Annotated in this window: 11 protein-coding genes; 8 read left to right on the top strand and 3 right to left on the bottom strand. The window is 63.4% G+C overall.

From position 1 onward, the window contains the following. Positions 1-70: 70 nt before the first annotated feature. A complete protein-coding gene (locus tag ACR1XV_RS17220; protein ID WP_480533579.1) occupies positions 71-826 on the top strand; it encodes a class II aldolase and adducin N-terminal domain-containing protein in 756 nt (251 codons plus the stop codon). Positions 827-849: 23 nt separating this feature from the next. Beyond that, the gene (locus ACR1XV_RS17215) at positions 850-1,836 is read left to right on the top strand and encodes a sterol desaturase family protein (protein ID WP_480533577.1); all 987 of its coding nucleotides are present in this window, start codon (positions 850-852) and stop codon (positions 1,834-1,836) included. Here the strand turns inward: ACR1XV_RS17215 and ACR1XV_RS17210 are convergent. Further along, positions 1,833-2,777, bottom strand: coding sequence for a GlxA family transcriptional regulator (locus ACR1XV_RS17210; protein WP_480533575.1), 945 nt, complete (start codon positions 2,775-2,777; stop codon positions 1,833-1,835). The genes ACR1XV_RS17215 and ACR1XV_RS17210 overlap by 4 nt on opposite strands. 78 nt (positions 2,778-2,855) lie before the next feature. On the opposite strand from ACR1XV_RS17210, the gene ACR1XV_RS17205 reads away from it, so the two are divergent. The 3 genes from ACR1XV_RS17205 to ACR1XV_RS17195 are packed head-to-tail and all read left to right on the top strand — an operon-like array spanning position 2,856 to position 6,810. Further along, complete coding sequence (locus tag ACR1XV_RS17205; RefSeq protein WP_480533573.1) at positions 2,856-4,016, top strand: acyl-CoA dehydrogenase family protein; 1,161 nt, start codon at positions 2,856-2,858, stop codon at positions 4,014-4,016. Further along, positions 4,016-6,034 (top strand): acetate--CoA ligase family protein, encoded by a 2,019-nt coding sequence (locus ACR1XV_RS17200; protein ID WP_480533862.1) that lies wholly within the window; start codon positions 4,016-4,018, stop codon positions 6,032-6,034. The genes ACR1XV_RS17205 and ACR1XV_RS17200 overlap by 1 nt, the downstream gene beginning before the upstream one ends. Further along, the gene (locus ACR1XV_RS17195; protein ID WP_480533571.1) at positions 6,031-6,810 is read left to right on the top strand and encodes a carnitinyl-CoA dehydratase; all 780 of its coding nucleotides are present in this window, start codon (positions 6,031-6,033) and stop codon (positions 6,808-6,810) included. Before ACR1XV_RS17200 ends, ACR1XV_RS17195 begins: the two co-directional genes overlap by 4 nt. A gap of 74 nt (positions 6,811-6,884) precedes the next feature. Here the strand turns inward: ACR1XV_RS17195 and ACR1XV_RS17190 are convergent, their stop codons facing one another. Continuing rightward, on the bottom strand, positions 6,885-7,517 hold the full coding sequence (locus ACR1XV_RS17190) for a class I SAM-dependent DNA methyltransferase (protein WP_480533568.1): 633 nt from the start codon (positions 7,515-7,517) through the stop codon (positions 6,885-6,887). An 87-nt stretch (positions 7,518-7,604) separates the two neighbouring features. On the opposite strand from ACR1XV_RS17190, the gene ACR1XV_RS17185 reads away from it, so the two are divergent. Further along, positions 7,605-8,465, top strand: a complete 861-nt coding sequence (locus ACR1XV_RS17185; RefSeq protein ID WP_480533566.1) for an SDR family oxidoreductase — start codon at positions 7,605-7,607, stop codon at positions 8,463-8,465. A gap of 47 nt (positions 8,466-8,512) precedes the next feature. Beyond that, positions 8,513-9,496 (top strand): glycosyltransferase family 2 protein, encoded by a 984-nt coding sequence (locus ACR1XV_RS17180; protein WP_480533564.1) that lies wholly within the window; start codon positions 8,513-8,515, stop codon positions 9,494-9,496. 30 nt (positions 9,497-9,526) lie between these two features. Here the strand turns inward: ACR1XV_RS17180 and ACR1XV_RS17175 are convergent, their stop codons facing one another. Then, positions 9,527-11,131, bottom strand: coding sequence for a GMC family oxidoreductase (locus ACR1XV_RS17175; protein ID WP_480533562.1), 1,605 nt, complete (start codon positions 11,129-11,131; stop codon positions 9,527-9,529). 339 nt (positions 11,132-11,470) lie between these two features. Here ACR1XV_RS17175 and katG point away from each other — a divergent pair, with 339 nt between their 5' ends. Continuing rightward, the gene (gene katG, locus ACR1XV_RS17170) at positions 11,471-13,672 is read left to right on the top strand and encodes a catalase/peroxidase HPI (RefSeq protein ID WP_480533560.1); all 2,202 of its coding nucleotides are present in this window, start codon (positions 11,471-11,473) and stop codon (positions 13,670-13,672) included. The last annotated feature ends 357 nt before the right edge of the window (positions 13,673-14,029 follow it).

The following is a 14,029-nucleotide window of genomic DNA, read 5'->3' as shown; positions in this document are numbered from 1 at the left end:
GGCGCGATTTTTTCGTTGGTCAAATAATCCCCGCGCGGGCACGATTTTCCAAACCTCGAAGGAGCCCGGCATGACCGTCACCAACCTGCGCCCCAACATGGATCACTGGTCTAAGCGCGTCGACATGGCCGCCGCCTTTCGCTGGACCGAGCGGCTGAACATGCACGAAGGCGTGGCCAATCACTTCAGTCTGGCGGTGAACCCGGACGGGACGCAGTTTCTGATGAATGCAAATCAGATGCATTTCTCGCGCATCAAGGCCTCGAACCTGCTGCTGCTGGACGCCAATGATGCTGCGGTGATGGACCAGCCCGGCGCGCCGGACCCGACCGCCTGGGGGCTGCACGGATCGATCCACCGCCATTGCCCGCATGCGCGCTGCGTCATGCATGTGCATTCGATCTTTGCGACGGTTCTGGCTTCGCTGACGGACAGCACATTACCGCCGATCGACCAGAATACGGCGACGTTCTACAACCGCTATGTCATTGATGAGGAATTTGGCGGGCTGGCCTTCGAAAGCGAAGGACAGCGCTGTGCCGCGATGCTGTCGGACCCGAAAAAGAAGGTCATGATCATGGGCAATCACGGGGTTCTCGTGATCGGCGAGAACCCGGCAGATGCCTTTAATAGACTCTATTATTTCGAACGCGCGGCCGAAACCTATATCCGCGCCCTGCAGACAGGTCAGCCCCTGCGCGTCCTGTCCGATGAGATTGCCGAGAAAACGGCGCAAGAGTTGGATGACTATCCCGGTCAGGCCGATGCGCATCTGCGCGAGATCAAGGCCGTGCTGGATGCCGAAGGCTCGGACTACGCAACCTGAAGATCCTGTAAGGAGCATCTGCCATGACCGACGCTCATGACGCTGAGGCCGCCCGCTGGAACTATCGCCCCGAGGGACCGGTTGGGCTGAATCCGCTGTTCAGCTGGCCACCGCGCCCGATGGCGATCTTACGGTGGTACCGGGGCGCATGGCTGCCGCTGACGTCATTGACGTTGTGCATGGCGCTGGCCCTGATCGCATATGCGGCGTTTTTCCCCGCGTTAGAGACGATGCGAAGCTTTGCACCCGGCTGGATGTTTCGCATCTGGCTGCTGAACATGGTGCCGCAAATCCTGGTGGCCGGAGGGCTGCACTGGTGGCTTTACATGCGCAAGGGGCAGGGCATGTATAAGAAGTTCGACCGCCGGGACCTGACCCGCGACAACGGCACTTTCACCTTTCGCAATCAGGTTTGGGACAACATCTGGTGGACGCTGGGCAGCGCCATGACGGTGGCGACGGTGTATCAATGGGTGATCTTCTGGGCCATGGCCAATGCCTATGTGCCGGTGATCACATGGGCCGCTGCTCCGGTCTGGTTCGTGATCTGGATGCTGTTCATCCCGATGTGGTCGGGGCTGCATTTCTATTGGGTACACCGGCTGGAACATCATCCCAAACTATATAAACACGTCCATGCCGTGCATCACCGCAACGTTAACATCGGCCCGTGGTCCGGCATATCGAACCACTGGTTCGAGAACATGCTGTACTTCACCACCTATTTCATCCATCTGATTGTGCCCTCGCATCCGCTGCACGTGCTGTTTCACGTCTATTTTCAGCAGATCAGCCCGGTTCTGTCCCATTCCGGGTTCGAAAAGCTGAAGGCCGGGGATACCGACGCCGCCAAGGCCGGCGACTTCTTCCATCAGCTGCATCACCGGTATTTCGAATGCAACTACGGCACGTCCGAGATCCCGTTCGACAAGTGGTTCGGCACCTATCACGACGGCTCGGCCGAGGCGACCGTGCGGACGCGGGCCTACAAGAAGCAGATGTATACCTAGCGCCGCGACCGCAGCGCCCGCGGTGTGGTATTGAACTCGGCTCGAAAGGCGCGGGTCAGGGCGCTTGGGTTCTCATAGCCCGCGCGTAAGGCGATTTCGCTGACGGTCAGGTCGGTCTCGGCCACCAGCTTGCGCGCCAGATTCAACCGCAAACGGCGATAAACGCGGGCCGGACCGGCCCCGAGGTCTGACTCCATCCGTGCCTCGAGCATCTTTTGCGACCGTCCGACGCGCCGGGCGATCTCGGGTATCGGCAGGGGCGCTTCCAGATGTTCCTGCATCAGGGCCAACGCCGCGTTCACGTCGCGGCTGGCCGATCCGGCCCCGCCGATATGCGACCGGGCCGAATCGCGCGTCATGAACATCTGCGCCACTTCCAACGCCAGCGCCTGCCCATGATCACGGCCAATCAGATGCGTCACCAGATCGAAGGCCGCCATCGCTCCGGAACAGGTGATCCGGTCGCGGTCGATGACAAAACGCTCGCGGCAGGTGTCGACCTCGGGGAAGCGTTCGGCAAAGCGGGTCAGCTCCTCCCAATGGATCGTGGCGCGATGCCCGTCCAGCAAGCCCGCCAGCGCCAGCAGCCAGCTGCCGGTGTCCAGCCCGGCAAGGGTGCCAAACCGACCCGCCGCCGCACGCAGCCCGGCCTGAGTGGGCCAGCCGCCATGGGTCTGAAAGCCATAAGACGGCATCACCATCAGCATGTCGCCCGAGGCTTCGTGCAGGACCCCGTGCGGTGCGACCTGCAACCCTGAGGACGAGGTGACGGCACCCGGCCCCAGCGACAGAAACTGCCAGTCATAGACCCGCCGCCCGGCCAACGTGTTCGCCGCGCGCAGCGGCTCGACCGTGTTGGCGAGGCAATGGTTGGAAAAGCCGTCAAACAGAAGGACGCCGATATGTTGCATCTCAGATGAGGATTTCTGCCAAACATGCATCACAAATGTCTAAACCTGCATGGTCATGCCTGCAAGCCACGTCACACTGAACGCGGTTTCAGATGCGGAGTGTCCCCGATGCAATATGGCCTGACTGACGAGCAGGAGATGATCGCCGCAACCGTGCGCAGCTTTGTCGAGAATGAGATCTATCCGCATGAGGCCCTGGTGGAACGCACCGGCGAGGTCCCGCGCGAGATTGCCGACGAGATCAGGCGCAAGACACTCGAGCTTGGATTTTACGCCTGCAACTTTCCCGAAAGCGTTGGCTGCGCCGGGCTGAGCCATCAGGATTTCGCGCTGGTCGAGCGGGAACTGGGCCGGGGCTCGATGGCGCTGACGCATTTCTTCGGCCGCCCGCAGAACATCCTGATGGCCTGCGAAGGCGATCAGATCGAACGCTACCTCATGCCCGCGGTCCGGGGTGAGAAGATGGACGCGCTGGCCATGACCGAACCCGGCGCGGGGTCGGATGTGCGCGGCATGTCCTGCTCGGCCGTGCGCGACCGGGGCGACTGGGTGGTGAACGGGACCAAGCATTTCATTTCGGGTGCGGAACATGCGGATTTTGTCATCGTCTTTGTAGCGACGGGCGAAGATCAGACTCTGAAAGGGCCGAAAAAGCGGATCACGACCTTTCTGGTGGATCGGGACACGCCGGGTTTCACCATCCGCGACGGCTATCGCTCGGTCAGCCACCGGGGCTACAAGAACATGGTGCTGGACTTCGACGATTGCCGCCTGCCACAGGCGCAGGTTCTGGGCGAGGTCGATGGCGGGTTCGATGTGATGAACACCTGGCTCTACGCCACCCGCATCACTGTCGCTGCCATGTCGGTCGGGCGCGCGCGCCGGGCGTTTGACTATGCGCTGGACTATGCCGCCACCCGCGAACAGTTCGGCCAGACGATCGGGCGGTTTCAGGGGGTCAGCTTTCAGATCGCCGATATGATCACCGAGATCGACGCTGCCGATCTGCTGACCCTGGCGGCGGCGGACCGGTTGGACAAAGGCCTGCCCGCAAACCGCGAGATCGCCTCGGCCAAACTCTATGCGTCCGAGATGCTGGCCCGGGTGACGGATGCGGCCATTCAGATCCACGGCGGGATGGGTCTGATGGACGACTATCCGCTGGAACGCTTCTGGCGCGATGCACGGGTCGAGCGTATCTGGGACGGAACCAGCGAAATTCAGCGCCACATTATCAGCCGCGATCTTCTGCGGGCGCTGGGCGCGTGATGCAGCCGGATGCGCTGAGGCGGCTTCTGCGGCCCGCGTCGCTGGCGGTGATCGGCGGCGGCGCGTGGTGCGATGCGGTGATCCGGCAGGCCCGCGCTTTGGGCTTTTCGGGGGACATCTGGCCGGTACACCCCAAGGCCACCCTGGTGGGTGGTCTGTCGGCCTATCCACGCATCGAAGACCTGCCGCAGCCGCCTGATGCGGCCTTTATCGGGATTAACCGGCAGGCGACGGTGCAGGCGGTTGCTGCCCTGTCGCGGATCGGCGCTGGCGGCGCGGTCTGCTTTGCCTCGGGCTTTACCGAGGCGCAGGCTGAGGATGATCAGGCCCCGGATTTGCAGGCGCAGCTGGTCGCCGCGGCACGGGATATGCCGATTCTGGGGCCCAATTGCTATGGTTTCGTGAATGCTCTGGACCGGGTTGCCATCTGGCCTGATCAGCACGGGATGAAACCGGTGGATCGGGGCGTGGCGATCCTGACCCAGAGCTCGAACATCGCGATCAACATGACGATGCAGCGTAGGGCCCTGCCGCTGGCTTTCATGATGACCTGCGGAAATCAGGCGCAGACCCATCAGGCCGATGTTGCTGCGGCCCTGTTGGACGATGACCGGATCACTGCTATCGGCGTCCATATTGAAGGCTTCGGCGATTTGCGCAAATGGGAGGCGCTGGCGGCCAAGGCCCGTGCGCGCGCCGTTCCCATCGTCGCGCTGAAGATGGGCCGGTCGGCACAGGCACGGGCGGCGACGGTGTCGCATACCGCCTCTCTGGCCGGGCAGGACGCGGGCGCGCAGGCTTTTCTGGACCGGCTGGGCATTGCGCGGCTGGACGATGTGCCGGGGTTTCTCGAGACGCTGAAACTGCTGCATGTCATCGGGCGGTTGCCCGGAAACGGCTTGGCGGCGATCAGCTGCTCGGGCGGCGAGGCCAGCCTGACCGCCGACATGGCCGTCGGGCGCGATCTACGCTTTCCGCCGTTGACCGAGGCCCAGACAGCCGATCTGCGCGGGGTTCTGGGGCCGTTGGTGGCGCTGGCCAATCCGCTGGATTACCACACCTATATCTGGCGCGATACCGATGCGATGACCCGGGCCTGGTCGGGGATGGCGGGGCCTGATGTGGCTCTGACACTGGCAATTGTTGATTATCCGCATACCGATGCGACCGATTGGGAAGCCGCGACGCAGGCGGCGCTGAACTGCCGTGCGGCGGGTCGGCCCTTTGCCGTGGCCGCCACCTTGCCCGAGCTGATGCCCGAACGCACCGCGCAGCGCCTGATGGCTGGTGGCGTGGTGCCTTTTTCCGGTCTGCACGAGGCGCTGGCTGCCATCGAGGCCGCAGCCCGCCCCGATCCGGGTCCGGCTGATCCGGTTCTGCTGCCCGTGGGCGGCGATCCGGGTCAGATCTTGTCCGAGGCGCAGGCCAAGGCCGCGCTTTCGACGTTCGGGGTGCCCGTTCCCCGCCATGTCGTGACCGGCCCCGAGACCGCCGCCGAGGCTGCGCGGGGCTTAACGCCGCCCTTTGCCGTCAAGGGGCTGGGTCTTGCGCATAAATCCGAGCAGGGGGCCGTTCGGCTGGGCGTTTTGACAGCAGGTGTGCCTGACGCGGTTGCGGGTATCGGGACCGAAAAGGTTCTTATTGAAGAGATGGTGCCGGACAGGGTGGCCGAACTGCTGGTCGGAGTGACCCGTGACCCGGCGCATGGCTATGTCCTGACCTTGGGCGCGGGCGGCGTGCTGACCGAGATCATGCGCGACACCCGATCCCTGCTGATCCCTGCGCCGCGGGGGGCGCTGCGGGCCGCGCTGGGATGTCTGGCCTGTGAGCCTCTGCTGAGTGGCTATCGCGGCAAGCAAGCGGCTGACATCGAAGCGGTTCTGGATGCCATCGAGGGCATTCAGCGCTATGTTATTGCCAACGCCGAAACCGTTGGCGAAGTTGAAATCAACCCGCTGATCTGCACGCCCCGGGGGGCGGTTGCGGTGGACGCGCTGATCCGAAAGGCAAGCTCATGAACCCGATCCGGACCCGCCGTGAGGGCGCCATACTCGAGGTCACGCTGGACCGCCCCAAGGCCAATGCCATTGATCTGGCCACAAGCCGGATCATGGGCGAGGTGTTTCGCGATTTCCGCGACGATCCCGATCTGCGGGTGGCGATCCTGACCGGCGGAGGCGACCGGTTCTTTTGCCCGGGCTGGGACCTGAAGGCCGCCGCCGAGGGCGACGCGGTTGACGGCGATTACGGTGTGGGCGGGTTTGGTGGCTTGCAGGAGCTGCGCGACCTCAACAAGCCGGTGATCGCGGCGGTCAACGGGATCGCCTGCGGTGGCGGGCTGGAACTGGCGCTGAGCGCGGACATGATCCTGGCGGTCGAGCAGGCCCAGTTCGCCCTGCCCGAGATCCGCTCGGGGACGGTGGCCGATGCGGCCAGCGTCAAGCTGCCCAAGCGCATCCCTTATCACATCGCCATGGAGCTGTTGTTGACGGGGCGCTGGTTCGACGCCGCCGAGGCGCAGCGCTGGGGGCTGGTGAACGAGGTTCTGCCGGCCGATCAGTTGATGGATCGCGCATGGGAGCTGGCCCGGTTGCTGGCCAGCGGGCCGCCGCTGGTCTACGCGGCGATCAAGGAAGTGGTGCGCGAGGCCGAGGATTCCAAGTTTCAGGACATCATGAACCGGATCACCAAACGGCAATTGGCCACGGTGGATGTGCTTTACGGGTCCGAGGATAATCTGGAAGGCGCACGGGCTTTTGCCGAGAAACGTGATCCTGTGTGGAAAGGGCGGTAGGGGGCGCTGCCCCCGCCCAGCCCCGAATGGGGCTGGCCTCCCCCGAAGTATTTTTTAACAGAAGAAGGGGTGGGTCAGGTTTTCTCGAATGTGGCGATTTGGGCTGTGTCGGTCCTGTTTGGGCCTGCGGCGAGGTCGCCGTAGATCTGGACTTCGGTCAGCGAGAGGTTGGTGATCTGGTCGGTTTCGAGGCGGGCGAGCGCGTCGGCAAAGCCTTGCGTTTCGAAATGTCTGGCGTTGATGGACAGCGCAAATTGCGCGCCGGGGCGCGCGGCGCGCAGCAGGGCGGGCAGGACTTCGGGACCCAGGTGACCGTGGGTGAAGGTGCCCGAAGAAACGATGCCCGCATAGCTATCGCGCGGGACCGGCAGGCCCTGATTGAGATCCGCCTCGATCGCGTCGCGGTAGATGTCCTTGCGCATGGCCTGATCCAGCATCTCGCCGCTGATATCGGTGGCATCGATGGGCCCGACGCCGAGACCTGCCAGAATTGCACCGCACAGGCCGGTGCCCGCCCCCGCGTCCAGAACCGGGCCCTGACCGCCCGCCGCCACAAAGGCGCGCGCGGTATGGATGTGAAGCTGATAGTCCTCAAGTGCGGCAAAGCCGTCGTCATAATCCCCGGCCCATTCGGCGTAGAGACGCCGGTTGTCCTCGGGCGTTTTCAGCGCATAGGCGGCCTGCAGGTTGGGGGCTTTGTCGCTCATGTTTCCATGAAGGCGCATCGGGGGATTCGAATCAAGTGCGTCCATCCGGCGCTTGCATCCCCGGGGCGAGGGGATCATCAAAGGGGTATGACACAGTTCTTGTTCTCTTTCGGCCATGGCTATTCTGCGCGGGCGCTGTCGCGGCGGCTGCGGTCGGAGGAATGGCGGATCGTTGGCACCAGCCGCGATGCACAGCAGCTTGGGGCCATTCGCGACTCGGGTGCTGAACCGGTTGTCTGGCCCGGCGCGCGACCCGATCTGGACGGGGTCACGCATCTGCTGATCTCGACCGTGCCGACGGCAGAGGGGGATCCGGTTCTGGCTGAGTTAGGGCATGAGATTGCCGCCCGTGCAGGGCAGTTCCGCTGGGTCGGTTATCTGTCTACCACCGCCGTTTATGGTGACCATCAGGGCGGTTGGGTGGACGAGACCACACCGCCCGCACCCACGGCGGCGCGGGGCCGGTGGCGGGTTCAGGCCGAACAGCAATGGGCCGGGATTCCGGGTCTGCCGCTGCATATCTTTCGCCTGGCGGGTATCTACGGGCCGGGTCGGGGGCCGTTTTCAAAGCTCCGCCGGGGCGGGTTGCGGCGCATCATCAAGCCAGGGCAGGTGTTTTCGCGCATTCATGTCGAGGATATCGCGCAGGTTCTGGCTGCCTCAATGGCGCGGCCTGATCCGGGGGCGATCTATAACGTCTGCGACGATGAACCGGTGCCACCTCAGGATGTGATCGGCTATGCTGCCGAGCTGCAGGGGCTGCCCTTGCCACCTGCCGTGGCCTTTGATGAGGCCGATCTGACCCCGATGGCGCGGAGCTTTTACAATGAAAACAAGCGTGTTCGGAATGACCGGATCAAGACGGACCTTGGGATTTCGCTGCTATATCCGAATTACCGGGTGGGTCTTGAGGCGCTGATGCGGGAACAGGGCGGGGATCGTGGGTGATCCCGACCGCTTGTCAACGAAACGCTGCGGGTTGTAAGGGGTGAGGGATGGATGACCGCTCTGCGCCTTTGAAGATCACCGTATCGACCCTGACGCGACAGCGCCCCGGGATGCTGGCCGCGTTGATCCAAAGCTGGGGTGAGATGGCGATCCCGCCTGATTGCAGCGTCCGGTGTCTGGTGGTCGAAAACGATACCTCTCCGTTCAGCGAGGCGACCGTGCGAGAGGCCGGTGCGACCCTGCCCAACGGGGCCGGTCTGGACTATGTGCTTGAGACCGAGCCGGGGATTCCCTTTGGCCGCAACCGCGCCGCGCGCGAGGCGCTGTCTGCCGGGGCCGACCTGCTGTGTTTTGTCGATGATGATGAGGTTGTGGCCCCCGACTGGCTTGAACGGCTGGTGGCGGGATACCGCGCCAGCTCGGCGGTTTTGCTGGGTGCACCCTTGCGGGCGGCGGGTCCGTCGGGCGGTGAAACGGCGCTGCAGCGGCTGATGTTGCGCAATATTTCCAACCGTTATCTGGATAAGGAACGGGCGGCGGCGCGTCGGGCCACGCTGAACGACACGGGCGGCGTGACCATCGTGACCAATAACTGGCTGGGCGAGACGCGGCTGTTTCGGGACACGGGCCTCTGGTTCGATGAAACCATGCGCATGACCGGTGGCACGGATGCCAAATTCTATGCCGAGACGGTGGCCGCCGGGTTGCCCGTGGGATGGGTGCCGGATGCGTTTGTCTACGAGACCATCCCGCCCGAGAGGCTGTCGTTCTGGTATCAGGCCGCGCGTGGGCGGGACCAGTCGAACACGCACATGCGCCGCAAGCTGGACCAAAAGCCTGCGCGCGCGTTGCTGGGGTTTCTCAGCGCGCCCTTGCGGTTGATCGCCCTGCTGGGAGCGGTGCTTTTGTTTCCGTTTCAGCCCGACCGGCGGCTTATTCAGATTGCCCGGGGCGCGGGCTGGCTGGTGGGCGTGTTGGGGATACCGTTTGGATATAAATCCGCGCTTTACAAGAAGGTGAGCGGGCACTGAGGCGGCAAGTGCGGTCCCGGTGTCCCAGATTCAGGCGGCGGCTATCAGGTCGGCGGCTTTTTCCGCAATCATGATCGTGGGCGCATTGGTATTGCCCGAGACCAGCGTCGGCATGACCGAGGCATCGACCACCCGCAATCCCTGAACTCCGTGCACCCGCAGGTCGGGGTCGACCACCGCCATGTCATCGGTGCCCATCTTACAGGTACCGACTGGGTGATAGATCGTGTCGGCCCGGGCGCGGATGTGGCGCTCCCAATCCGCATCCGTCTGTGCGGTATCGGTGCCGAACATCTCTTTGCGCCGATAGGGGGAAAGCGCAGGGGCTTGCAATATCTCGCGCGTCATCCGTGCGCCTCGGATCATCGTCTCAAGATCGCGGGGGTCGGACAGGAAATCCGGGTCGATGGCGGGGGCGGCCAGAGGATCGGCGCTGTGCAGCCCGACGGTGCCGCGGCTTTCGGGGCGCAGTTTGCAGATGTGGCAGCTATAGCCATAGCCCAGATGCAGCTTGCGGGCATGGTCGTCGACCAGCGCGATGGTGAAGTGCAGTTGAATGTCGGGCCGGTCCAGATCGGGTGTGGTCTTGAGAAAGGCCGCGCCCTCGGCAAACGGGGTGGCGGCCATGGAAACGCCGGATTTGCGCCAACGCATCAGGTGGCCCAGCAGCCGCGCCGACCCGACCGGACCGATGCCGAACGTGTCGGTATCGCGGGTCTTGTAGGCCAGCGTGAAATCCAGATGATCCTGCAGGTTCTGCCCCACGCCGGGCAGGTCGTGGCGCACGGCGATCCCGTGTTGGGTCAGTGCCGCCCCGTCGCCGATACCGGACAGCATCAGCAGATGCGGAGATTTGAGCGCCCCGCTGCACAGAAGCACTTCGCGCCGCGCTGTCACGGTCACCTCGGTGCCTTTGCGATATACCACGCCGGTGGCGCGTTTGCCGTCAAAGGTCAGGCGCTGGGCGTAGGCCCCGGTGATGACCGTCAGATTGGGCCGCTGCATCACCGGAAACAGATAGGCCGCCGCGGCCGAGCAGCGCTCGCCATTGCGGGCCGGGTCGTGGAACTGTGTCACCTGATAGAGGCCGACGCCCTCGTTGTCTCCGCGATTGAAATCCTCGGTCCGGCGGTGCTGCATCTGGGTGGCGGCTTCGACAAAAGCGCGGGTGATCGGGCGTTCCTGTTTTTGGTCCGAAACCTGCAGGGGGCCGGTGTCACCATGCAGGTCATCCGCGCCGCGTTCGTTGTGTTCGGCGCGCTTGAAATAGGGCAGCACGCTGTCCCAATCCCAGCCGTCGCAGCCCAGATCGGCCCAGCCGTCGTAATCCTGACGCTGCCCGCGGACATAAAGCATGGCGTTGATAGCGCTGGACCCTCCCAGCGCCTTGCCGCGCGGCTGGTATCCTTTGCGCCCGTTCAACCCCGGCTGGGGCACGGTCTCGAACGCCCAGTTGTTGATTCTGGGCCGCCCCGGCAGCATCGCCACCACCGCAGCGGGCATCCGCACCAGTAAGCTGTCACCACGTCCTCCGGCCTCAAGCAGGCAGACGCTGACATCGGGGTTTGCGCTCAGCCGGTTGGCCAGAACGCAGCCCGCCGATCCGCCGCCGACGATTACATAGTCATAAGTCATGCCCGATCCCCTGTATGCCGTGCCCGGACTGACTGTTCACCGCCGCCCGCGCGCAGGAAAGCGGAACGCTGCGTCACTGGGATCACATTCAATAGTTTTTGATTATGAAAACCATCAAGAAACAACATTTTTTCGGATGGCTCTGATTTGGTACATCTTGGCCCAGACAAGAAGAACGAGTCGCCCATGCGAGTTTCCGCCAGTATTGCAAATCGCCCCGCTGCGCCTTTGCGCAGCCTGCTTGCGGTTTGCGGGATGGGCGGTATCGTTCGATCCTGTTGTTCACATTGGATTTGACCGCGCGACGCATACAAGCCTCAGCCAGTATTGGAGATTGAAATGGACGGAAGCGACACCCCCAACATGGGCAAATGCCCGGTAATGCACGGCTCGGATGCCCGGACGAACCGCGACTGGTGGCCCAACCAGCTGAACCTGTCGATCCTGCACCAGCATGGGGTGGCCTCGAACCCGATGGGTGAGGCGTTCAGCTATGCCGAAGCGTTCAAGCAGCTTGACCTGCAGGCGCTGAAGGATGACCTCTATGCGCTGATGACCGACTCGCAGGAGTGGTGGCCTGCGGATTACGGGCACTATGGCGGGTTGTTTATCCGCATGGCGTGGCACGCGGCTGGCACCTATCGCACGGCGGATGGCCGCGGCGGCGGCTCGACCGGCAACCAGCGGTTCGCGCCGCTGAACAGCTGGCCGGACAATGGCAATCTGGACAAGGCGCGTCGCCTGCTGTGGCCGATCAAGCAGAAATACGGCAACCAGATTTCGTGGGCGGACCTGTTCATTCTGGCTGGCAACTGCGCGATCGAATCCATGGGCGGCAAGACCTTTGGCTTTGCTGGCGGTCGTGAAGACATCTGGGCCCCCGAAGAAGACATCTATTGGGGCACCGAGACCGAATGGCTGGCCCCCACCGACAACCCGCACAGCCGTTATTCCGGCGAACGTGATCTGGAAAACCCGCTGGCCGCCGTGCAGATGGGCCTGATCTATGTGAACCCTGAAGGCCCAGATGGTCAGCCCGACATTCTGGCCTCGGGCCGCGATATCCGCGACACCTTTGCTCGGATGGCGATGAATGACGAGGAAACGGTGGCCTTGGTCGCTGGCGGCCATACTTTCGGCAAGGCCCACGGTGCCGGTGATCCCGGTCTGGTCGGCCCCGAACCCGAGGCCGCCCCGATGGAAGCCATGGGCTTTGGCTGGATCAACGATTTCGGCAGCGGCAAGGGTGATGACACCACCACTAGCGGAATCGAGGGCGCATGGACCGCAAACCCGATCAAATGGGACAATGGCTATTTCGATCTGCTGTTCGGCTATGACTGGAACCTGACCAAAAGCCCCTCGGGCGCGTGGATCTGGGAGCCGGTGGGCGTGAAAGAAGAAGACATGGCCCCTGCGGCGCATGATCCGTCCAAGAAGGTCAAGACCATGATGACCACCGCCGATATGGCGATGCGGATGGACCCGATCTATGGCCCGATCTCGAAGCGGTTCCACGAAAACCCCGAAGAATTCGCCGATGCCTTCGCCCGCGCGTGGTTCAAGCTGACCCACCGCGACATGGGCCCGCGCTCACGCTATCTGGGCTCCGAGGCCCCGACCGAGGAACTGCTGTGGCAGGACAACGTGCCCGCCGTTGATCACGAGTTGATCGACGACGCGGATGCGGCGGACCTCAAGGCCAAGATTCTGGCCACCGGGCTGTCGGTTTCGGAACTGGTCTCGACAGCATGGGCCTCGGCCTCGACCTATCGGGGTTCGGACATGCGCGGTGGCGCCAATGGTGCCCATGTGCGTCTGGCCCCGCAGAAGGACTGGGACGTCAACGAGCCGTTGAAACTGGCCAAGGCGCTTGAGGCGCTTGAAGGTGTGCAGACCGCGTTCAATGCTGCGCAATCCGGCGGCAAGAAAGTCTCGCTGGCTGATGTCATCGTGCTGGGCGGTGCGGCGGCCATCGAACAGGCGGCCAAGGCAGCCGGTCAGGATGTCGACGTGCCCTTCACCCCGGGCCGCACCGATGCCGCGCAAGAGCAGACGGATGTGGACAGCTTCGCGGTGATGGAGCCCATCGCCGACGGCTTCCGCAACTACCTGCGCAAGGAATACTCGGTCCCGGCCGAGGCGCTGCTGGTCGACAAGGCGCAGCTGCTGACCTTGTCCGCGCCCGAGATGACCGCGCTGGTTGGCGGGATGCGCGTGCTGGGTGCCAACTTCGGCGGCACCTCGCATGGTGTGTTCACCGACCGGGTTGGTACACTCAGCACCGACTTCTTCGTGAACCTGCTGGATATGGGGACCGAGTGGAAGCCGTCGGGTGACGGTATCTATGAGGGCCGCGACCGCGCTAGCGGCGACGTGAAGTGGACTGGCACCCGTGTTGATCTGGTCTTTGGGTCGAACTCGCAATTGCGGGCGCTGGCCGAGGTATATGGTCAGGACGATGCGGGTGGCAAATTCGTCTGCGATTTCGTCTCGGCCTGGAACAAGGTCATGAATGCAGATCGGTTCGATCTGGACTAAACACCCCAACCACTCACTGAACCACGCCGCCTTGGGAAACCTAGGCGGCGTTTTCTATGGGTGAGTCCGAGGGCGGAAGACCGGCATGTGATGCGATTCCATTCATTCCTGTGATTTGGGCTGCCGAAAAGACGTATTCGGAGAGCTGCGCGAGTTGAATTGTGAGTGTAACCTGTTGTTTTTATTAAGGTGATGGAAAATCTGGCAGGAAATTCAAAGTTTTTTCAAATTGGGGGTTGCAGGTCCCGGACCCAATCCGTAAATACCCCTTCACCGGCGCTGCTGAGGTGCTGGAGCTTACCGGAGACGGTGGCTGGACTGGCCGGAGAGACGGTTGAGACGCATCGGAGAGACGGT

Source organism: Ruegeria sp. AD2(2025) (assembly GCF_056542385.1).
This window is presented reverse-complemented; position numbering and strand designations above follow the sequence as displayed.